Genomic DNA, 17900 nt, shown 5'->3' with positions numbered 1-17900 from the left:
CTGCCCGGGGGCAGGCTCGCGGAGGGAGTCAGCTGGTCGCGCCCTTCAGGGCCTCGGACAGCGCCTGCGCCTCGTCCGGCGACAGCTCGACGACCAGGCGACCGCCGCCTTCGAGCGGTACGCGCATGACCAGCCCACGGCCCTCCTTGGTGACTTCGAGGGGACCCTCACCCGTGCGCGGCTTCATGGCCGCCATGCGTGCCTCCTTCGCCGGCCGTCCGCATCTCCTCCGAAGGAGAGCGGGCGGCGTCCGTCGCTGCAGTGCTCCGGGTCAATGATCCCGTATCGGGAGCTTCCGTCCAACACGAGCCCCCTCAGGGGGTCGCCCGGAAGCAGGACGCCACGTGGTCGTCGACCATGCCCGTGGCCTGCATGAGCGCGTAGGCGGTGGTCGGCCCGACGAAGACGAAGCCCCGTTTCTTGAGCTCCTTGGCCATCGCGGTGGACTCCGGGCTGGTCGCCGGGACGTCGGCCAGCGTGGCCGGCCGCGGCCGCGGAGCGGACGGCGCGAAGGACCACAGCAGCGCGTCGAGGCCCTCGGGCAGCTCCCGGGCGGCGCGGGCGTTGCGGACGGCGGCGGTGATCTTCGCGCGGTTGCGGACGATGCCCGCGTCGGCCATCAGCCGCGCCTCGTCGTCCTCGGTGAACTCCGCGACGGCGTCGATGTCGAAGCCGGCGAACGCGGCGCGGAACGCCGGGCGCTTGCGCAGGATGGTGATCCACGACAGGCCCGACTGGAACGCCTCGAGGCAGAGCCGCTCGAAGAGGGCGTCGTCGCCGTGCAGCGTCGTCCCCCACTCCTGGTCGTGGTAGGCCACGTACTCCGGGGTGCTCGTCGCCCAGGCGCAGCGCTCTCGTCCGTCGTCCACGCCGGGCACGCTAGCCAGTAGGTGCGACGGGACTCAGGGCACCGCCGCCTCCACCGGCTCGGCGACCGGCCGGGGCGCGTTGCGCCGGGTGGCCAGCACGCAGCCGACCAGCACCAGCGGCAGGCCGAGGGCGATGCCGAGGGTGAACGGCTCGTCGAGCAGCAGCACGCCGAGCAGGACGGCGACCGCCGGGTTGACGAACGTGATGACCAGCGCCCGCTGCGGCCCGACCTCGCGGATGAGCAGGAAGAACACCGCCAGCGCCAGCGCGGTGCAGACGACGCCGAGCGCGACCACCGACAACAGGGCCGACGGCGGCGCGGCCACCGCCTCGCCCAGCTGCGGGACGGCGAAGGGGGCGTAGACGGCCGCGGTGACCGTCAGCGCGATCGCGCTGGCCGCGACGCCGGGCACCTCCGGGAGCCGGCGGCTGACGATCATCGGCGCGACCGCGTAGAAGACGACGACGAAGGCGACCGCGACGATCGGCAGCAGGTGCGCGCCGCCGACGTCGAGGCCGAGCAGCGCGACGATGCCGACCACGCCGATGGCCATGCCGAGCAGCCGGACGGGGGTCAGCCGGTCCTCGTCGCCGACCACCCGCGCGGCGACGGCGGCGACGAAGGGCACGGTGGCGATGAGCAGCCCGGTGAGCGAGCTGGTCAGGGTCTGCTCGGCGTAGGAGAGCAGCAGCCAGGGCGCGGTCATCTCCAGCACGGTGAAGGCGAGCAGCGGCTTCCAGTGCCGCAGCGCCGGGCGGACCCAGCCCTTCGCCAGCGCCCACGGCAGCAGCAGCGCGGCGCCGACGACGCACCGGCCGAAGACGACCATGACCGGCGAGAGCTCCTCCACGGCCACCTTGATCAGCAGGTACGGCACGCCCCAGATGACCGACATGGCGACGAACAGCACCCAGCCCCGACGACTCACGGGCCCGATCCTCGCAACCGGGAGCCCCGGTCCACGTTGCGCATTCCTGCCGGAAAGCGCTGGGATCGTGCCCGTGGACCCCGAACAGCGCTTCGCCGCCCTGGTGGAGGCCCTGTCCACCCGGCCGGGCGTCGGGCCGCCCGGCTCGAGCGGGCGGCGGGGGTTCGGCTCGGCCGCGCTCACCGTGCACGGCTCGATCTTCGCGATGGTGGTGGGGGGCGCGGTGGTGCTGAAGCTGCCGCGGCACCGGGTGGAGGGCCTGGTCGCGGCGGGGACCGGGCTGCCGTTCGCCGCGGCCAACGGCACCCCGATGCGCGAGTGGGTCGCCCTCGACCACGGCACCCCGGAGTCCGACCTGGCCCTGGCCGAGGAGGCGCTGGCGTTCGTCGGGGGCTCTTAGGCTGGTCCGCGTGGACTGGCCGGCCTACGCCTCCTTCGTCGTCCTCGCGACGCTGCTGGTGCTCGTGCCCGGCGCCGACTTCACCGTCGTCGTCCGCAACGCGCTCGTCGGCGGCCGGTGGCGCGGGTGGTGGTCCGCGGCCGGGGTCGCCAGCTCCAACGTCGTCCAGGGCGCGGCCGCGGCGGCCGGGCTGGCGGCGGTCATCGTCGCCGTCGAGCCGCTGTTCCAGGCCATCCGCTGCGCCGGCATCGCCTACCTGGTCTGGCTCGCCGTCCAGGCGCTGCGCTCGGCGGTGCGCGGCGTCTACCCCGACACCCCCGACGAGCAGCCCGCCTCGGGCGCGGCGCTCGCCGGCTGGCGGCAGGGCTTCCTCTCCAACGTCACCAACCCGAAGGTGCTGGTCTTCTACCTGGCGGTGCTGCCCCAGTTCCTCGGCCCGGACGCCCCGGTGTGGTCGCTGCTGCTGTACGCGGTGACGCACGCGGCGCTCAGCCTGGCCTAGCTGGTCCTGCTGGTGGCCGTCATCGCGCGGGCGCGGCGCTGGCTGGCCCGCCGGCGGGTGCGCCGGTCGCTGGACGCCGCGACCGGCGTCGCCCTGCTCGGCTTCGGCGCCCGGCTGGCCACCGAGCGCACCTGACGGTGCTACTCCGGGCGGCTGAACAGCCAGGCGGCGAACGCGAGCAGCAGCCCGCCGGTGCCGGCCACGACGACGACGTCGAGCCAGACGGGCACCGTCCAGGAGCCCCACTGCAGCGCGATGTCGGCCTCCTGCGTGCCGTCGACCGAGCTGAGCACCACCCGCCGCACGGCGTCCACGCCGTAGGTGACCGGGTTGACCAGGGCCAGCACGTGCAGCCAGGCCGGCAGCGCCGCGCTCACCGGGAAGAACGCCCCGGACAGGAACATCAGCGGCGCGAGCAGCAGCTGCACCCGCGGCATGATCGTCTGGATCTGGTCGACCCGGACGGCGAGCACCAGGCCCAGCGCGGTGATCGTGAACGCCACGAGGAACAGCAGCAGCACCGTCACGAACACCACCAGCGGCGCGTACGGGACGCCGACGAGCGGGGCCAGCGCCAGCAGCACCAGCGCCTGCAGCGTGGCCACGGTCGCGCCGCCGAGCGCCTTGCCCAGCACGATGCTGGTGCGGCTCACCGGCGCCACCAGCATCTCGCGGAGGAAGCCCAGCTCGCGGTCCCACACGATGGAGATGGCCGAGAAGACGGCGGTGAACATCACCGAGGTGGCCAGCACGCCCGGGAACAGGAACGTCGAGTAGTCGGCGCCGCCGAACCCTCGGGCGCCGAGCGTGGCGCCCAGCCCCTGGCCGAGCACGAACAGGAAGAGCAGCGGCTGCGCGAAGGAGGAGAGGATCCGCCCGCGGTCGGTGCGGAAGCGCAGCAGGTCGCGGTACCAGACCACCTTCACCGCGCGCAGCTCGTGCCGCAGCCCGCGGGCGGCGACCTGGACCGGTGCGATCGTCGTCGTCATCGCCGTCCTCCCATGGCCCGGGCCATCCAGTGCGGGCCGGCGGCGGCCTGGCGGTCGGCCATCCGCGCGCCGGTGTAGGCGAGGAAGACGTCGTCCAGCGTGGGCCGCGAGACGCTCACCGAGCGCACGGTCAGGCCGAGCTCGAACAGCCGCGGCACGAACTCCTCGCCGTCGGGGGTGAGGACGACCAGCGCGCCGCCCTCGCGCGTGGTCTCCACGCCGAGCCGCTCCCGGACCAGCGCCTCCGCCGCGTCGTCGTCCGACGTGACGACCCGCACCCGGTCGTGGCCGACGCTGGCCTTGAGCGCCGACGGCGTGTCCAGCGCACCGATCCGCCCGGCGTCGACGATCGCGATCCGGTCGCAGCGCTCGGCCTCGTCCATGTAGTGCGTGGTGAGGAAGACCGTGATGTCCTCCTCGGCGCGCAGCTGGTCGACGTAGCGCCACAGCGTGGCCCGGGACTCGGGGTCGAGGCCGATCGTCGGCTCGTCGAGGAACAGCACGCGCGGCGAGTGCAGCAGCCCGCGGGCGATCTCCAGCCGCCGCTTCATGCCGCCGGAGAAGGTGCGCACCTTCGAGCCGCGCCGGTCGGTCAGGCCGACCATCTCCAGCACCGTGTCGATCCGCGGGCCGACGGCGGCCTTGGGCATGCCGTAGATGTCGGCGTGGAAGCGGAGGTTCTGCTCGGCGGTGAGGTGGTCGTCGAGCGTCGTCTCCTGGAAGACCAGGCCGATGTGCCGGCGGACGTCGTCCCGCTCCCGGACGACGTCGAAGCCCGCCACCCGGGCGGTGCCGGCAGTGGGCCGCAGCAGGGTGCAGAGGATCTTGATGGTGGTCGACTTGCCGGCGCCGTTGGGGCCCAGGAAGCCGAACACCTCCCCGGCCCGGACGGCCAGGTCGATGCCGCGGACCGCCTCCACCTCGTCGTAGGTCTTGACCAGCCCGCTGGCCTCGACGGCCGGTGGCCGGTCGACCGCGGCATCACCCGTCGGGCTCCCTAACGCCGTTAGAGTCACTCCCGCAGCGTCCTCTAACACCGTTAGAGTGTCAACCGTGCCACTGTCCCGGAAGGACGTCGTCCGCGCCGCCGTCGAGGTGCTGGACGACGAGGGGCTGCCCGGGCTCACGCTGCGCGCGGTGGCCGCCCGGCTGGGGGTGAGCGCCCCGACGCTGTACTGGCACGTCAAGGACAAGCGCCACCTGCTCGACCTGGTCGCCGAGCAGGTGCTGGCCGAGGTGCCGGACAGCGCCCGCGCCCCGCGGGAGGGCGAGTCGGTCTGGGAGTGGCTCGCCCAGAGCATCCGGCTGCGGCGGGCGCTGCTGCTCGCCCACCGCGACAGCGTGCAGGTGGTCGCCGGCAACCGGCCCACCGACGAGGCCCTGCCCGGGATCGAGAGCACGCTGCGCGTGCTGGTGGCGGCCGGCCTCGAGCCGGGCGAGGCCGTGCGCGTGCTCACCGCGCTCGGCTCCTACCTGCTCGGGGACGCCCTCGAGACGCAGGCGGCCCAGGACCGCCCGGCCGAGGACTTCCCCACCGGCGACCGCACCCGCTTCCCGCTCATCGGCGCGGCCGCGTGCACGGTCGGCGACGACGACGAGCGGTTCGAGGAGGGCCTGGCGCTGATGCTCGACGGCCTGCGGGTGCGCCTGGAGCGCCGCGCCTCATCAACCCAGGTTGACGAATCCCCGTCATCAACCTAAGTTGATGACCGTGGATCCGGGAGCGCTGCCGGGCCCGGAGGACCCCGAGACCGCGCTGGCCGCGGTGGTCGCCCTGCGGCGGCTGGCCGGCCGGCTGGAGTCGGCCGCGGTCGCCGAGGCGATCGCCCGGGGCTGGACCTGGGCGCAGGTCGGCGAGGCCCTCGGGATCAGCGCCCAGGCCGCCCACAAGAAGTTCGCCGCCGAGGTCCGCGCGCGCCGCGGCCGATGAACCGGGAGGTTCCCATGGGACTCGTCGACGCCGTCCGCGACGTGCGCACGATCAAGCAGCTGCTCACCGGCGCCGAGGCCGAGGCCCGCGCCGCCGGGGAGGACCTGCCCGGCCCGGAGCACCTGCTCCTCGCCGCGGCCGCGCTGCCCGACGGCACCGCACCGCGGGCGCTCGTGCAGGTGGGCGTCGACCAGGCGCGGCTGCGCGCCGCGGTCGAGCGGGCGCACGAGCGCGCGCTGGCCGCGGTGGGGGTCGACGCCGGTCCGGTCGACGACGGGCTGCAGGCACCCGCGGCCGGTCCGTTCCGGTCGACGCCGCAGGCGCAGCAGGTCTTCCAGGAGGCCGTCCGGCTGGCGAAGTCGGCCCGGCCGGCGCGGCTGCGCGGGGCGCACGTCGTCGCGGCGGTGTGCGACCTCGAGCGCGGCACCGCAGCCCGGGCGCTCACCGAGCTCGGCGTCGACCGCGCGCAGCTGCGTGCCGCCGCCCTCGCCGAGGTCGGCCTGGGCTGACCCGGCGGCGGACGGGGCCTCAGCCGGGGTAGGTGCGGGCCAGCTCGGCGAACCGGCGCAGCGACGCCCGGTACCCGGCGCGGATCACCGGCGCGACCAGCGGCCAGCCGAGCCGGCCCAGCGCCCCGAGGGGCAGGTCGACCTGCTCCGACCACACGAACGTCGAGTGCTCGCCGCGGGGGTGCACCTCGAAGCTGCCGGGCCCGCGCACCACGCGGCCGGTGTGCAGCACGTCGACCCGCGTCGGCGGCTCCCAGCGGGTGATCTCGAACGTGTCGACGACGCCGACCCGCCGGCCGCGGGGCAGCCGCGGGCCGGTCACCGCGACCAGCCGCCCGCCGACGCCCCGCGCCGGCCCGACCACGGGGCGGACGTCGGTGCCGAGCATCCACTCCCCCTGCCGCACCCAGTCGGTCAGCGCCGCCCACACCCGCTCGGGCGGCGCGTCGACGTCGATGCTCTCCACCAGCTCAGGCACCGGCGTGCTCCTCGTCGTCGCCGCCGCCCGCGGGCTGCTCGCCGTCGTCGTCCCGCTCGGCCAGCCGGGCCCGCAGCGCGGCGATCTCCTCGTCGCGCTCGTCGAGGGTCTGCGCGAACTGGTCGATGAGCCAGTCCACCTCGGTCATCCGGTAGCCGCGCAGCGCGACCGAGATGCGCAGCGCGCGGACGTCGTCGCCGACGACGGGCCGGTCGTCGGGCAGCTCCACCGGCGAGCGGTCCAGCTCGGCCGGCGGCTGCGTCTCGCCGCGGCCGAGCAGCACCGAGCCGCCGAGGAAGAGCAGGCCGCCCACCAGCAGCACCCCGACGACGAAGAGCACGAACGAGAGCACGTCAGGCCTCGACCGGCCCCCCGGCCGGCATCTCGTCCATCCGCGCGGGGGCGCGCATGCCGCCGCCGTTGTCGCCGGCCGCCGCGCGGGCGGACTCGGCCTCCTGGATGACCCGCACGATCTCGTCGACGTCGTCGGTGACGTGCAGCAGGTCGACGTCCCCCGGGCTGATCGTGCCCTGCTCGACGAGCGTCGTCCGCACCCAGTCGACCAGCCCGGTCCAGTACTCCGAGCCGTAGAGGATGACCGGGAACCGGGTGACCTTGCGGGTCTGCACCAGGGTGAGCGCCTCGAACAGCTCGTCGAGCGTGCCGAACCCGCCGGGCAGGATCACGAAGGCCTGCGCGTACTTGACGAACATCGTCTTGCGCACGAAGAAGTAGCGGAACGAGATGCCGACGTCGACCCACTCGTTGAGCTCCTGCTCGAACGGCAGCTCGATGCCCAGGCCGACCGACAGCCCGCCGGCCTCCGAGGCGCCGCGGTTGGCCGCCTCCATCGCACCGGGGCCGCCGCCGGTGATGACCGCGTAGCCGGCCTGCACCAGCGCGGCGCCCAGCTGCACCCCGGCCGCGTAGTGCGGGTGGTCGCGCGGTGTGCGGGCGCTGCCGAACACGCTCACCGCCCGCGGCAGCTCGGCGAGCAGCCCGAAGCCCTCGACGAACTCGGACTGGATGCGCAGCACGCGCCACGGGTCGGTGTGCACCCAGTCGGTCGGCCCGCGCCGGTCGAGCAGCCGCTGGTCGGTCGTCGTCCCCTGCATCGTCGGGTCCGGCTCACCGCCCCGCAGCATGATCGGGCCGCGGTGCCGCGTCGGGCGGGGACGGCGGCCGTCGGGTGAATCGGTCATGCACTGCTCCCGGACAGGTAGGCGGTGAGGGCGTCCTCGACGGGCTGGAGCGCGTCGACGCGGACGTGCTCCTCCCGGGTGTGGGCGAGCTGCGGGTCGCCGGGGCCGTAGTTGACCGCCGGGATGCCGAAGGCGGCGAACCGGGCGACGTCGGTCCAGCCGAGCTTGGCGCGCGCCGGGCGGCCGACCGCCGCGACGAACGCGGCGGCCGCGGGCTCGCCCAGCCCGGGCAGCGCCCCGCCGGCGTTGTCCACGACCTCCAGGGTGGCCCCGGCGGCGAGCGCGTCGGCGAACACCTCGCGCACGTGCGCCTCGGCGGCGTCCTCGTCGCGGTCGGGTGCGTAGCGGAAGTTCACGGTGACCCGGCAGACGTCGGGGACGACGTTGCCGGCCACGCCGCCCTCGATCCGGACCGCGTTGAGCCCCTCGCGGTAGGTGCAGCCGTCGATCTCGACCCAGCGGGCCTGGTAGGCGGCCAGCGTGGCGAGGACCGGCGCGGCGCCGTGGATCGCGTTGACCCCCAGCCAGCTGCGGGCGCTGTGCGCGCGCCGGCCGGGCACCTCCAGCACGGCCCGCAGCGTGCCCTGGCAACCGGCCTCGACCTCGCCGTCGGTGGGCTCGAGCAGCACGGCGAGGTCGCCGTAGAGCCAGCCCCGCCGCTCGCGGGCCACCCGGCCGAGGCCGTTGCGCGCCGACTCGACCTCCTCGTTGTCGTAGAAGACGAACGTGAGGTCGTGCGCCGGCTCGGCGCCGGGCACCCCGAAGCGGCCGGCCAGCCGGAGCATGACGGCGTCCCCCGACTTCATGTCCGAGGTCCCGCACCCGTGCAGGACGCCGTCCGCGAGCCGGCTGGGCACGTTGTCGGCGATCGGGACGGTGTCGAGGTGCCCGGCCAGGACGACGCGGGTGGGCCGGTCGAGGTCGGTGCGGGCGAGGACGGCGTCGCCCACCCGCTCGACCTCCAGGCCGCCGAGGTCGCGCAGCGCCGCCTCGACGGCGTCGGCCAGCGCCTGCTCGCTGCCCGACACCGACGGGACGTCGACCAGGGCGCGGGTGAGCTCGAGGACGTCGGCGGAGAGGTCGAGCTTCGCGATGTCACCCACGACCGCCGAGCCTACGGGCGCCGCCGGGCTCCGGCCGGAGGACTCCCGGTGCGCCTGGGTAGCGTCGTCCCCCGTGACGAACGCCGCCGCAGCGACCGCCTCCGCCTCCGGCGTGGGCCTGGCCACCGTGACCGTCGACGGGACCGTCCTCGACGTCTGGTACCCCTCCCCCCGGCTCGGCGCCGACGACGGCCCGACCGGCACGCACCAGATGGGCACCCTCGAGCTCGGGAGCGCCCTGGGGCCGGACTACTCCGGGCTCGTGCGCAGCGACGAGGCCCGCGGCGTGCAGGTCATCCCGGTGCACACCAGCATCGCCGACCTCTCCGCTCCCCCGGCCGACACCTACGACGTGTGGCTGCGGCTGCACCTGCTCTCGCACCGGCTCGTCCGGCCGCACGGGGCGAACATGGACGGCGTCTTCGGGCTGCTCACCAACGTGGCCTGGACCAGCGCCGGGCCGGTGCCGGCCACCGAGGTGCAGGCCCGCGCGGCCCGCATGCGCGCCGCCCACGGCCACGTGACCGTCTTCGGCGTCGACAAGTTCCCGCGGATGGTCGACTACGTCGTCCCGGCGGGGGTGCGGATCGCCGACGGCGACCGGGTGCGGCTCGGCGCGCACCTGGCCGAGGGGACGACGGTCATGCACGAGGGCTTCGTCAACTACAACGCCGGCACGCTCGGCCCGTCGATGGTCGAGGGGCGGATCAGCGCCGGCGTCGTCGTCGGCCCGGACAGCGACATCGGCGGCGGCGCCTCGATCATGGGGACGCTGTCCGGCGGCGGCAAGCAGGTCGTCTCGATCGGCAGCGGCTGCCTGCTCGGCGCGAACGCCGGCATCGGCATCTCCCTAGGCGACGGCTGCGTCGTCGAGGCCGGCTGCTACGTGACGGCGGGGTCGCGGGTGACGCTGCCCGACGGGTCGGTGGTCAAGGCGCTGGAGCTCTCCGGCCGCGACGGCCTGCTGTTCCGCCGCAACAGCGTGAGCGGCGCGCTGGAGGTGCTGCCGCGCACCGGCAGCTGGGGCGAGCTCAACGCCGCCCTCCACGCCAACTGAACCCCCGCTTTCGGTGCGGAAAGCGGAACCGCTTTCCGCACCGAAAGCAGTGGCCCTAGGCTCGCCGCCACTCGTGGACGGAGGGCACCCATGGCCGGGATGCAGCACAAGATCCTGCTGGACGAGTCGCAGCTGCCGACGCAGTGGTACAACGTCGTCCCCGACCTGCCGAGCCCGCCACCGCCACCGCTGCACCCCGGCACGCTGCAGCCGGTCGGACCGGACGACCTGGCGCCGCTGTTCCCCATGGAGCTCATCGCCCAGGAGGTCACCGGCGACCGCTACGTCGACATCCCCGGCGAGGTGCTCGACGTCTACAAGCTGTGGCGGCCCTCGCCGCTGTACCGGGCGCACCGGCTGGAGAAGGCGCTCGGCACCCCGGCGCGGATCTACTACAAGTACGAGGGCGTCTCGCCGGCCGGCTCGCACAAGCCGAACACCGCGGTGCCGCAGGCGTACTACAACGCGCAGGCCGGGGTCCGGAAGCTGACGACGGAGACCGGTGCCGGCCAGTGGGGCACCGCGCTGGCGTTCGCCACCTCGCTGTTCGGGCTCGAGTGCGAGGTGTGGATGGTCGGCGCCTCCTACGACCAGAAGCCCTACCGGCGGATCATGATGCAGACCTACGGGGCGCAGGTGCACCGCTCGCCGTCGGACCTCACCGAGGCCGGCAAGGCGATCCGCGCCGGCGACCCCGAGCACCCCGGGTCGCTGGGCATCGCGATCAGCGAGGCGGTCGAGGTCGCCGCGCAGGACCCGTCGATCCGCTACGCCCTGGGCAGCGTGCTCAACCACGTGCTGCTGCACCAGACGGTGATCGGCGAGGAGGCGCTGCTGCAACTGGCCGCGGTCGACGAGCGGCCCGACGTCATCGTGGGCTGCACCGGCGGCGGCTCGAACTTCGGCGGCCTGGCCTTCCCGTTCCTGCGCGAGAAGATGGCGGGCCGGATGTCGCCGACGATCCGCGCGGTCGAGCCGGCGTCCTGCCCGTCGCTGACCCGCGGCACCTACGCCTACGACTTCGGCGACGCCAGCGGCATGACGCCGCTGATGAAGATGCACACCCTCGGCCACCGGTTCGTCCCCGACCCGATCCACGCCGGCGGGCTGCGCTACCACGGCATGTCGCCGCTGCTGTCGCACATCTACGAGCTCGGGCTGATCGAGGCCCTCGCCCTGCCGCAGACGGAGTGCTTCGCGGCGGCGCTCCAGTTCGCGCGGACCGAGGGGATCGTGCCCGCGCCCGAGCCGACGCACGCGCTGGCGGCCTGCATCCGCGAGGCGCTGGCCTGCAAGGAGTCGGGCGAGGAGAAGGTCGTCCTCACCGCGCTGTGCGGGCACGGCCACTTCGACCTGGCCGCCTACGACGCCTACCTGTCGGGGCGGATGGTCGACGAGGACGTGCCCGACGAGCGCTTCGCCGGCCCCCTCAGCGAACTCCCGAAGGTCCCGCTCTGAGGGGCCTGACGGTGCTCCATCGCGATCGAGCACGGGTGCTTGATCGCGATGGAGCACTCAGGTGAGGTGGGCGGGCTGCTGGGCGGGGACGTCGAGGTGCTCGAGCAGCGCGACGACGAACTCCTGCGGGCGCTCGACGTGCGGCGAGTGGCCGACGTCGGGGAGCACCACCTCGCGGTAGGCGCCGCCGGTGGCCGCGTACCGGTCGAGCACGGCACGCGTCTGGGTGACCATCGGCTGGGGCGGGAACTCCTCGGCACCCGGCCACCCGGGGACGGCGCCGAGCGAGCCCAGGAAGGCCAGGTCGAAGGCGGAGGTGTCCGACACGATCTGGTCGGCGTCGCCGCGGATCCACAGGACCGGCGGCTTGAGCTCCAGGTCGACGATGCCCGAGAGGTCGCAGACCGTCGGCGCCATCGTGTTGAGCACGCCCCGCTCCCCCGGGGCCGCGCCCGGCCACGTCCCGGTCGCGACGGCGTCCCCCGGGTAGTGGTCGACGCCGGTGCGCGTGCTGTTCATCGAGGCGACGAACACGTCCTCGAGCTGGGGGTCCAGCGGCAGCGAGCCCGGCGCGACGTAGAACGCGCGCAGGATCGACCGCGGGCTGGTGGGGCTGTCGGCGGTGGTGTCGCCGGCCGCGATGGCCGCGACGAAGTCGGGGTTGGCCGCGCCGGCACCGGAGCCGCAGCCGTCCTCGTGCACACGCCGCCCCTCGGCGCCCGCCGTGCCGCCGAAGCCGTAGGGCGAGACCGGGGCGACCAGCGCCACCGAGGCGACCTGCTGGGGGTGGTCGAGCAGGTGCTGGAGGACGACGCCGGCGCCCATGCTCCAGCCGACGAGGTGCACGCGGTCCAGGCCGAGGGTGTCGACCAGGGCGGCGACGTCGTCGGCCCAGTCGCGCAGCCCGCGGCGGGCGTCGATCGGCAGCGGGTCGGTGTCGCCGTAGCCGCGGAGGTCGACCGCCAGCGCCCGCACCCGGCCGGTCTCGGCCAGGGCGAGCAGCGGCTGCTGCCAGAACAGCGACGAGCTGACGTTCCCGTGGACGAACAGCACCGCCTCCCCCGGGCCCGCGATCTCGGTGCCCTCGGCGGCCAGCACCTGCTGGGTCAGCCGGGGGGTCTCGATCCGGGTCGCGGTGATGCCGGGCAGCAGGTGGTCGCTCATGCGGGCTCCTCGTCGGTGGACGGCGGCCCACCGTAACGACCGCCGGCGCCGGGCGACAGGTGTCCGGCGCGACCTCCTCGGTGCCCGGGACTGACAGCTTCCGCACCTACAGTCGACGGTGATGAGCCCCGCACGCACGGTGACCCGCCGCAGCTCGGCCGGCCCCCGCAGGAGGACGGCGGCGCGACCGGGGGTCCGCCGCCGTCCGGTGCGCCGGGCGGCGAAGGGCCGCGGCAAGGGCTTCTCGCTCCGCAGGCTGAAGCCCGCCCAGTGGTGGCCGCCGCTGCTCATCGCGCTGGTCGTGCTCGTGGGGTTCGCCTGGGACGCCGACGGGCAGGACGTGCCCGTGGCCACCGCCCAGTGCACCCTCCCCGCCACCGGCATCACGCTCACCGCCGAGCAGATCGCCAACGCGCGCACCATCGCCCAGGTCGGCTGGGACCGCGGCCTGCCCGAGCGGGCCGTCGTCATCGCGCTGGCCACCGCCATGCAGGAGTCGCGGCTGCGCAACCTCGACTACGGCGACCGCGACTCCCTGGGCCTGTTCCAGCAGCGGCCGTCGATGGGCTGGGGCACGCCGGAGCAGGTGCAGGACCCGGTCTACGCGGCCGGGAAGTTCTACGACGGCCTCGTCCAGGTCCCCGACTGGCAGACCGGCGAGCTGACCTTGGTCGCCGACGCCGTTCAGCGCAGCGCGTTCCCGTATGCCTACGGCAAGTGGTCCACGCTGGCAGAAGAGCTGACCGCCGGCCTCCAGGGAGGCGATCTGCCGTGCAACCCCTGACCCGGAACTGTCGGACGCTCGGCGCAGCATCGCCTCGTGAGCGGGGTCGGCGACAGCGAGCACGCTGGTCGAACTTCTCTCGATCGCGATGAACTGGTCCGCCTGCTCTCGAGCGGCTTGACCCCGGAGCAGGTCGGAGCCCTCTACGGGCGCAGCGCGGACTCGGTGTGACTGCTCGCACGCAGGTGGGATCTGGACCCGCGCGCCTTGAGAGCTCGCGCGATCGGACTGGCTGCCCAGCACCCGGACATCGCGGCTTCGTTCGTCTCGGTGGTCGATGGAGCGCCCTCGCACTACGGGCCTCAGGACCTTCTCGCCGGTAGCGGAGCACGCTGCCGCTGGCGCTGTCCCGATTGCTCCGAGGAGTGGGTGACCTCGGTGGCGAATCGAACGAAGCGTCGTTCAGGGTGTCCGGCATGCGCGCACCGACGAGGGATCCGCGCGGCTCGGGAGCGACCGGCGAAGACGCCGGCCCTCAGCGTGATCTCGGAGCACCTGGTCCGGGAGTTCGTGGCGAACCTGACGCGGCCGGACAGGAACGTGCACAGCACCCCGAGCGGATCCCACGACCGGATCGTGTGGCGGTGCCGACAGGGGCACGAGTGGCAGACGGTCGCCCGACAGCGCGTGAAGTACCGGACGCAGTGCCCTGTCTGCCTGGCCGGGCTCTGGAGCAGCCGCCTGGAGCACCAGGTGGCCGAGCTCGTGCAGCTCGCGACCGGCCTCGAGGTCGTCGTGGGTGCGCGCCGCCCGAGGTTCGACCGCTCAGCCGTCGAGAACGTCGACCTCCTCATCGCCGGAGCCGACCTGCTGTGCGATCTGGACCCGACCAGGTGGCACGGCGACGACGACTCCGTGCGCCGAGACCTCCGCAAACTGGAGCGCTTCGCCGGCGAACGGTACGTCCGGGTGCGTCCACCGGTCCTCGGCCTGCTCCCAGCTTCTCGTGCCGCCGCCGGGCAGCAGGTGCTGCTCACCTCCGACACCGAGGAGGACCCCTGGCTCTGGGCGACGGCGGTGATCGAAGCCCTGCAGCGGTTCTGGCCGCAGGTCCGACTGGACGTTCCAGACGCGGAGGCACGAGCCGCTGCCCTCGTCCGCGGAGACCTGCGATGGCGACGGCTCCGGTCAGGAAGTCGCGAGCGAAGTCTGCTCTCCGAGCACCCGTCGATCGCGGCGCAGCTCGTCCAGGTCGTGGACCGCCCGGAGCTCACCGCGGCCGAGGTGGCTCCCTCCGGGGACGACCGGGCTCTCTGGCGCTGCCCGGACTGCGGGCACGAGTGGGAGGCCAGGATCGCCAACCGCACGGTTCTGGGGACCGGCTGCCCCCCGTGCTCGTACCGCCGCGGTGCAACCAAGGGAGCACGGCCAGCCCCCGGCCGGAGCTTCGGAGACCTGCATCCCGACCTCGTGCGGCACTTCGTCGAGGACCAGACCAATCCCGGGCTCGGCCCCTACGATCTCAAGCCCAACAGCATCGACCGGTGCCGGTGGACGTGCCCGCACTGCGGGCGCCCGTGGACCGCCACCCCGCAGACCCTGCACAACAAGCCTCGAGCCGGATGCCGGGAGGGCGGTCCCTCCAGGAGCGCGGAGGGGCGACGCGGCAGGCCCAGACCGCCCGATCCGGGCGAAAGCTTCGCCGACCGGAACCCAGGGCTCGTCGATCAGTTCCTCGAGAACATCACCCACCCTGGTGTCGGCCTCGACCAACTCCGCCCCAGCAGCCGCGCCATGTGCCTCTGGCGCTGCCCCCACTGCGGGAGGCCGTGGCAGGCGCGGGCGACCGCCAGGACGAGCAACCCGACGGCTGGTTGCCGTCCCTGTGCCCTCGCACGTCGGCGGACGAGCTCTAACGCCAGGAGGCGCTGACGAACCCGACTCACAGCAGGACGGCGGCGACGGCGAGGCTCTCCTCCTCGACGCCGAGCCCGTCCTGCGCCGACCAGAGCGCCGACGTCACCGCGTAGACCGCCGTCCAGGCCCGGGCGCGGTCGGCGTCGACGCCCATCGCGGGGCAGACGAGCCCCAGCCGCCGCTCCAGCAGCGCCGCCAGCCGGGCGGGCTCGCGCGGCAGCGTGCCCAGCGGGTTGAGCATCGCGACGGCGACGTCCAGCGCCGGCTCGGCCCACACCCCGCGCGGGTCGATCGCCACCGCGCCGTCGCGACCGCGCAGCACGTTGCCGTGGTGCAGGTCGCCGTGGCAGAGCACCGGCGTGCCGGCGGTGGCCAGCAGCTCCTCGCGCAGCCGGGCCGCCGCCGCGGTGAGCCGGGCCGGCAGCAGCGGGTGCCCGGCGGCGAGGTCGGCCAGCTCGGCGGGCTCGACCGCGGTGGCCGGCCGCACCCCGACCGCCGCGTGCAGGGCGCGCGCCACCGCCCCGAGCAGCGGGAACGCCTCGTCGTCCGGCTCGCCGTCGAGGTCCGAGCCCGGCCGCACCCGCTCGAGCAGCAGCGCGACGGCGTCCGGGGAGTCGAGGCCGGCCACCAGCAGGCGCACCGCTCCCGACCCGCCCCAGGCGCGCAGGATGCCCGCCTCCCGCTCGACGTCGCGGTCGGCGTTGCGGATCCCGACCTTGAGCACGACCTCCTCGGTCCCGCGCCGGCCGGGGGCGACCCAGTGGTAGTCGGCGGGGAAGGGCTCGTCGAGGGCGAGCCCCCACGCGCGGGCCCGCTCGTGCACCAGCGCCGGCAGGCGGTCGCACCACTCCGCGCCGTGCGCGCCGTGCAGCGCGGTCATCGCCGTCCGCAGCCGGGGCGGGACGACGACGCTCACGCGGTGAGGCGCTCCACGGCCGCGTCGATGCGCTCGTCGGTCGCGGTCAGCGCCAGGCGGACGTGCCGGGCGCCGGCCGGGCCGTAGAACGTCCCGGGCGCGGCCACGATGCCGCGGTCGGCCAGCCAGCCGATCGTCGTCCAGCAGTCCTCGTCGCGGGTGACCCACAGGTAGAGCCCGGCCTCGGAGTGGTCGACCCGCGCGCCCGCCGCCCGCACCGCGGCCAGCAGCTTCGACCGGCGCGCCCGGTAGCGCTCCTTCTGGTCGGCCACGTGCGCGTCGTCGGCCAGCGCCGCGGTCATCGCCGTCTGCACGGGGCCGGGTACGAGCAGCCCCAGGTGGCGGCGCACCTCCCAGGCCCGCCGCACCAGGGAAGGGTCGCCGGAGAGCAGGCCGGCGCGGTACCCGGCGGCGGTCGACTGCTTCGACAGCGAGTGGACCGCGAGCAGGCCGCTGTGGTCCTCGCCGGCGACCGACGGGTGCAGCAGCGAGCGCGGCTCGACGTCCCAGCCGAGCGTCACGTAGCACTCGTCGGCGACGACGGGCACCCCGTGCGCCCGCCCCCAGGCCGCCCAGGCCCGCAGCTCGTCGTCGCCGAGCACCCGTCCGTGCGGGTTGCCCGGCGAGTTCAGCCAGACGAGCACCACGCCCGTCGCGTCGTCCGGCGGGACGTCGGAGCGGCGCACCGCCAGCCCGGCCAGCACCGCGCCGACCTCGTACGTCGGGTAGGCGACCTCGGGGACGACGACCGTGCCGCTGCCCTGCAGCCCGAGCAGCGTGGGCAGCAGCGCGACCAGCTCCTTGGAGCCGACGGTGGGGATGACCGAGGGGTCGGGGCCCTGCGGGTCGGCGACGACGACCCCGAGCCGCCGGCGCAGCCAGTCGGCGGCCGCCGTGCGCAGCGCCGTGGTCCCGAGCGCCGTCGGGTACCCGGGCGCGTTGGCGCCCGCCCCGAGGGCGTGCTCGAGGACCGCGGGGGTGTCGTCGACCGGCGTCCCGATGGACAGGTCGACCACCCCGCCGGGGTGCCGGGCCGCGCGGGCCCGCGCCTCGGTGAGCGCGTCCCAGGGGAAGTCGGGCAGCCGGCGGGCGGCCGCTCCGGCGTCAGCCCTGGTCAGTGGCCCTCGCCCTGCGGCGGCAGCGCGGCCACCAGCGGGTGGTCCTTCGCGATCTTGCCGGTCTTGGCGGCACCGCCGGGGCTGCCCAGGTCGGAGAAGAACTCGACGTTGGCGTTGTAGAAGTCCTTCCACTTGTCCGGGACGTCGTCCTCGTAGTAGATGGCCTCCACCGGGCAGACCGGCTCGCAGGCGCCGCAGTCCACGCACTCGTCGGGGTGGATGTAGAGCATCCGGTCGCCCTCGTAGATGCAGTCCACCGGGCACTCGTCGATGCACGCCTTGTCGAGCACGTCGACGCAGGGCTGGGTGATGACGTAGGTCACGGTGGGTCCTCCCGGGGCGCGTTGTTGCCGCCATAAGTATCACCTGCGCGTACCGCCCCGGCACGACCGGTCCGCGTCTCCCCCGGAGGGGTGGCCTGCGCCGCACCGGCTTCACGTGGCGCGCGCCACTGCCGAAACGGTCCGCGTGACCAGGGCCCGGCACGACGGCGCACCGGGGGCGTTCCTCCGCCCGCCGGTGCCGCGTGCCGCCCTGCCCGGCCGCCGGGCCGTCCTGCCCGGTTCGCCGTACGACGCGCAGGCCGCGCTGGACTCCCTGCTGCACCGGCTGCGGGTGGCGCTGGGCGCCACCC

General features: G+C 74.6%; 23 protein-coding genes and 1 pseudogene. 11 read left to right on the top strand and 13 right to left on the bottom strand.

Annotated features, from left to right (window positions below; translation table 11 throughout):
- Positions 1-28: 28 nt before the first annotated feature.
- The 3 genes from ACI8AF_RS22800 to ACI8AF_RS22790 all read right to left on the bottom strand — a co-directional run bounded on the left by ACI8AF_RS22800 (position 29) and on the right by ACI8AF_RS22790 (position 1799).
- Positions 29-196, bottom strand: coding sequence for a DUF3117 domain-containing protein (locus tag ACI8AF_RS22800; protein WP_091115270.1), 168 nt, complete (start codon positions 194-196; stop codon positions 29-31).
- A 118-nt stretch (positions 197-314) separates the two neighbouring features.
- The gene (locus tag ACI8AF_RS22795) at positions 315-869 is read right to left on the bottom strand and encodes a DNA-3-methyladenine glycosylase I (RefSeq protein ID WP_456542046.1); all 555 of its coding nucleotides are present in this window, start codon (positions 867-869) and stop codon (positions 315-317) included.
- Between the two features lie 33 nt (positions 870-902).
- Entirely contained in the window at positions 903-1799 is an 897-nt protein-coding gene (locus tag ACI8AF_RS22790; protein WP_456542045.1) for a DMT family transporter, read from the bottom strand.
- A 73-nt stretch (positions 1800-1872) separates the two neighbouring features.
- Here ACI8AF_RS22790 and ACI8AF_RS22785 point away from each other — a divergent pair, with 73 nt between their 5' ends.
- The 3 genes from ACI8AF_RS22785 to ACI8AF_RS22775 are packed head-to-tail and all read left to right on the top strand — an operon-like array spanning position 1873 to position 2836.
- Positions 1873-2199: a hypothetical protein gene (locus ACI8AF_RS22785; protein WP_456542044.1), complete on the top strand. Its 327-nt coding sequence runs from the start codon at positions 1873-1875 to the stop codon at positions 2197-2199.
- 10 nt (positions 2200-2209) lie between these two features.
- Positions 2210-2701, top strand: coding sequence for a LysE family translocator (locus tag ACI8AF_RS22780; protein WP_456542043.1), 492 nt, complete (start codon positions 2210-2212; stop codon positions 2699-2701).
- A gap of 12 nt (positions 2702-2713) precedes the next feature.
- Positions 2714-2836: a hypothetical protein gene (locus tag ACI8AF_RS22775; RefSeq protein WP_456542042.1), complete on the top strand. Its 123-nt coding sequence runs from the start codon at positions 2714-2716 to the stop codon at positions 2834-2836.
- A 5-nt stretch (positions 2837-2841) separates the two neighbouring features.
- On the opposite strand, the gene ACI8AF_RS22770 is transcribed toward ACI8AF_RS22775, so the two are convergent.
- Together ACI8AF_RS22770 and ACI8AF_RS22765 are read right to left on the bottom strand one after the other, a co-directional pair.
- Entirely contained in the window at positions 2842-3690 is an 849-nt protein-coding gene (locus ACI8AF_RS22770) for an ABC transporter permease (RefSeq protein ID WP_456542041.1), read from the bottom strand.
- The gene (locus ACI8AF_RS22765; RefSeq protein ID WP_456542040.1) at positions 3687-4706 is read right to left on the bottom strand and encodes an ATP-binding cassette domain-containing protein; all 1020 of its coding nucleotides are present in this window, start codon (positions 4704-4706) and stop codon (positions 3687-3689) included. Before ACI8AF_RS22765 ends, ACI8AF_RS22770 begins: the two co-directional genes overlap by 4 nt.
- Positions 4707-4743: 37 nt before the next feature.
- Here ACI8AF_RS22765 and ACI8AF_RS22760 point away from each other — a divergent pair, with 37 nt between their 5' ends.
- From ACI8AF_RS22760 to ACI8AF_RS22750, 3 genes are read left to right on the top strand one after another with little or no spacing between them, the layout of a single operon-like run.
- Positions 4744-5391, top strand: coding sequence for a TetR/AcrR family transcriptional regulator C-terminal domain-containing protein (locus ACI8AF_RS22760; protein ID WP_456542039.1), 648 nt, complete (start codon positions 4744-4746; stop codon positions 5389-5391).
- A 4-nt stretch (positions 5392-5395) separates the two neighbouring features.
- Positions 5396-5620, top strand: a complete 225-nt coding sequence (locus ACI8AF_RS22755) for an RNA polymerase subunit sigma-70 (RefSeq protein WP_456542038.1) — start codon at positions 5396-5398, stop codon at positions 5618-5620.
- A 14-nt stretch (positions 5621-5634) separates the two neighbouring features.
- Positions 5635-6129, top strand: coding sequence for a Clp protease N-terminal domain-containing protein (locus tag ACI8AF_RS22750; RefSeq protein ID WP_456542037.1), 495 nt, complete (start codon positions 5635-5637; stop codon positions 6127-6129).
- 19 nt (positions 6130-6148) lie between these two features.
- Here the strand turns inward: ACI8AF_RS22750 and ACI8AF_RS22745 are convergent, their stop codons facing one another.
- The 4 genes from ACI8AF_RS22745 to dapE are packed head-to-tail and all read right to left on the bottom strand — an operon-like array spanning position 6149 to position 8912.
- The gene (locus ACI8AF_RS22745) at positions 6149-6607 is read right to left on the bottom strand and encodes an SRPBCC family protein (RefSeq protein WP_456542036.1); all 459 of its coding nucleotides are present in this window, start codon (positions 6605-6607) and stop codon (positions 6149-6151) included.
- Positions 6600-6959 carry a DivIVA domain-containing protein gene (locus tag ACI8AF_RS22740; protein ID WP_456542035.1) on the bottom strand — a complete coding sequence of 120 codons (360 nt, stop codon included), beginning with the start codon at positions 6957-6959 and terminating at the stop codon, positions 6600-6602. The genes ACI8AF_RS22745 and ACI8AF_RS22740 overlap by 8 nt, the downstream gene beginning before the upstream one ends.
- Position 6960: 1 nt before the next feature.
- Positions 6961-7809, bottom strand: a complete 849-nt coding sequence (locus ACI8AF_RS22735) for an LOG family protein (protein ID WP_456542034.1) — start codon at positions 7807-7809, stop codon at positions 6961-6963.
- On the bottom strand, positions 7806-8912 hold the full coding sequence (gene dapE, locus ACI8AF_RS22730; RefSeq protein ID WP_456542033.1) for a succinyl-diaminopimelate desuccinylase: 1107 nt from the start codon (positions 8910-8912) through the stop codon (positions 7806-7808). Before dapE ends, ACI8AF_RS22735 begins: the two co-directional genes overlap by 4 nt.
- Before the next feature lie 73 nt (positions 8913-8985).
- Between dapE and dapD the strand changes: the two genes are divergently transcribed.
- Both dapD and ACI8AF_RS22720 read left to right on the top strand, forming a co-directional pair.
- Positions 8986-9969: a 2,3,4,5-tetrahydropyridine-2,6-dicarboxylate N-succinyltransferase gene (gene dapD / locus ACI8AF_RS22725; RefSeq protein WP_456542032.1), complete on the top strand. Its 984-nt coding sequence runs from the start codon at positions 8986-8988 to the stop codon at positions 9967-9969.
- Between the two features lie 90 nt (positions 9970-10059).
- Complete coding sequence (locus tag ACI8AF_RS22720; protein WP_456542031.1) at positions 10060-11427, top strand: TrpB-like pyridoxal phosphate-dependent enzyme; 1368 nt, start codon at positions 10060-10062, stop codon at positions 11425-11427.
- A gap of 57 nt (positions 11428-11484) precedes the next feature.
- Here ACI8AF_RS22720 and ACI8AF_RS22715 read toward each other — a convergent pair whose 3' ends face one another.
- On the bottom strand, positions 11485-12591 hold the full coding sequence (locus tag ACI8AF_RS22715; RefSeq protein ID WP_456542030.1) for an alpha/beta fold hydrolase: 1107 nt from the start codon (positions 12589-12591) through the stop codon (positions 11485-11487).
- A 121-nt stretch (positions 12592-12712) separates the two neighbouring features.
- On the opposite strand from ACI8AF_RS22715, the gene ACI8AF_RS22710 reads away from it, so the two are divergent.
- From ACI8AF_RS22710 to ACI8AF_RS22700, 3 genes and pseudogenes are all read left to right on the top strand, one after another.
- Positions 12713-13375: a hypothetical protein gene (locus tag ACI8AF_RS22710; RefSeq protein ID WP_456542029.1), complete on the top strand. Its 663-nt coding sequence runs from the start codon at positions 12713-12715 to the stop codon at positions 13373-13375.
- Between the two features lie 270 nt (positions 13376-13645).
- A pseudogene (locus tag ACI8AF_RS22705) lies at positions 13646-13789 on the top strand (zinc-ribbon domain-containing protein); the annotation flags it as partial.
- 66 nt (positions 13790-13855) lie between these two features.
- Positions 13856-15247 (top strand): zinc-ribbon domain-containing protein, encoded by a 1392-nt coding sequence (locus ACI8AF_RS22700; RefSeq protein WP_456542074.1) that lies wholly within the window; start codon positions 13856-13858, stop codon positions 15245-15247.
- 10 nt (positions 15248-15257) lie between these two features.
- On the opposite strand, the gene ACI8AF_RS22695 is transcribed toward ACI8AF_RS22700, so the two are convergent.
- From ACI8AF_RS22695 to fdxA, 3 genes are read right to left on the bottom strand one after another with little or no spacing between them, the layout of a single operon-like run.
- Complete coding sequence (locus tag ACI8AF_RS22695) at positions 15258-16148, bottom strand: aminoglycoside phosphotransferase family protein (RefSeq protein WP_456542028.1); 891 nt, start codon at positions 16146-16148, stop codon at positions 15258-15260.
- Positions 16145-17230, bottom strand: a complete 1086-nt coding sequence (gene dapC / locus ACI8AF_RS22690) for a succinyldiaminopimelate transaminase (RefSeq protein WP_456542073.1) — start codon at positions 17228-17230, stop codon at positions 16145-16147. Before dapC ends, ACI8AF_RS22695 begins: the two co-directional genes overlap by 4 nt.
- Before the next feature lie 32 nt (positions 17231-17262).
- Positions 17263-17589 (bottom strand): ferredoxin, encoded by a 327-nt coding sequence (gene fdxA, locus ACI8AF_RS22685; protein ID WP_456542027.1) that lies wholly within the window; start codon positions 17587-17589, stop codon positions 17263-17265.
- Positions 17590-17900: the final 311 nt, after the last annotated feature.

Source organism: Blastococcus sp. SYSU D00669 (genome assembly GCF_054050715.1).
The sequence above is the reverse complement of the archived record's forward strand: the minus strand, read 5'-3'. Positions and strand labels throughout refer to the sequence as shown.

What these genes read in the sequence shown, in the direction of transcription:
- ACI8AF_RS22800 (WP_091115270.1), bottom strand. Translation starts at nt 196, where the DNA reads ATGGCGGCCATGAAGCCGCGCACGGGTGAGGGTCCCCTCGAAGTCACC.
- ACI8AF_RS22770 (WP_456542041.1), bottom strand. Translation starts at nt 3,690, where the DNA reads ATGACGACGACGATCGCACCGGTCCAGGTCGCCGCCCGCGGGCTGCGG.
- ACI8AF_RS22755 (WP_456542038.1), top strand. Translation starts at nt 5,396, where the DNA reads ATGACCGTGGATCCGGGAGCGCTGCCGGGCCCGGAGGACCCCGAGACC.
- ACI8AF_RS22750 (WP_456542037.1), top strand. Translation starts at nt 5,635, where the DNA reads ATGGGACTCGTCGACGCCGTCCGCGACGTGCGCACGATCAAGCAGCTG.
- ACI8AF_RS22735 (WP_456542034.1), bottom strand. Translation starts at nt 7,809, where the DNA reads ATGACCGATTCACCCGACGGCCGCCGTCCCCGCCCGACGCGGCACCGC.
- ACI8AF_RS22720 (WP_456542031.1), top strand. Translation starts at nt 10,060, where the DNA reads ATGGCCGGGATGCAGCACAAGATCCTGCTGGACGAGTCGCAGCTGCCG.
- ACI8AF_RS22715 (WP_456542030.1), bottom strand. Translation starts at nt 12,591, where the DNA reads ATGAGCGACCACCTGCTGCCCGGCATCACCGCGACCCGGATCGAGACC.
- ACI8AF_RS22710 (WP_456542029.1), top strand. Translation starts at nt 12,713, where the DNA reads ATGAGCCCCGCACGCACGGTGACCCGCCGCAGCTCGGCCGGCCCCCGC.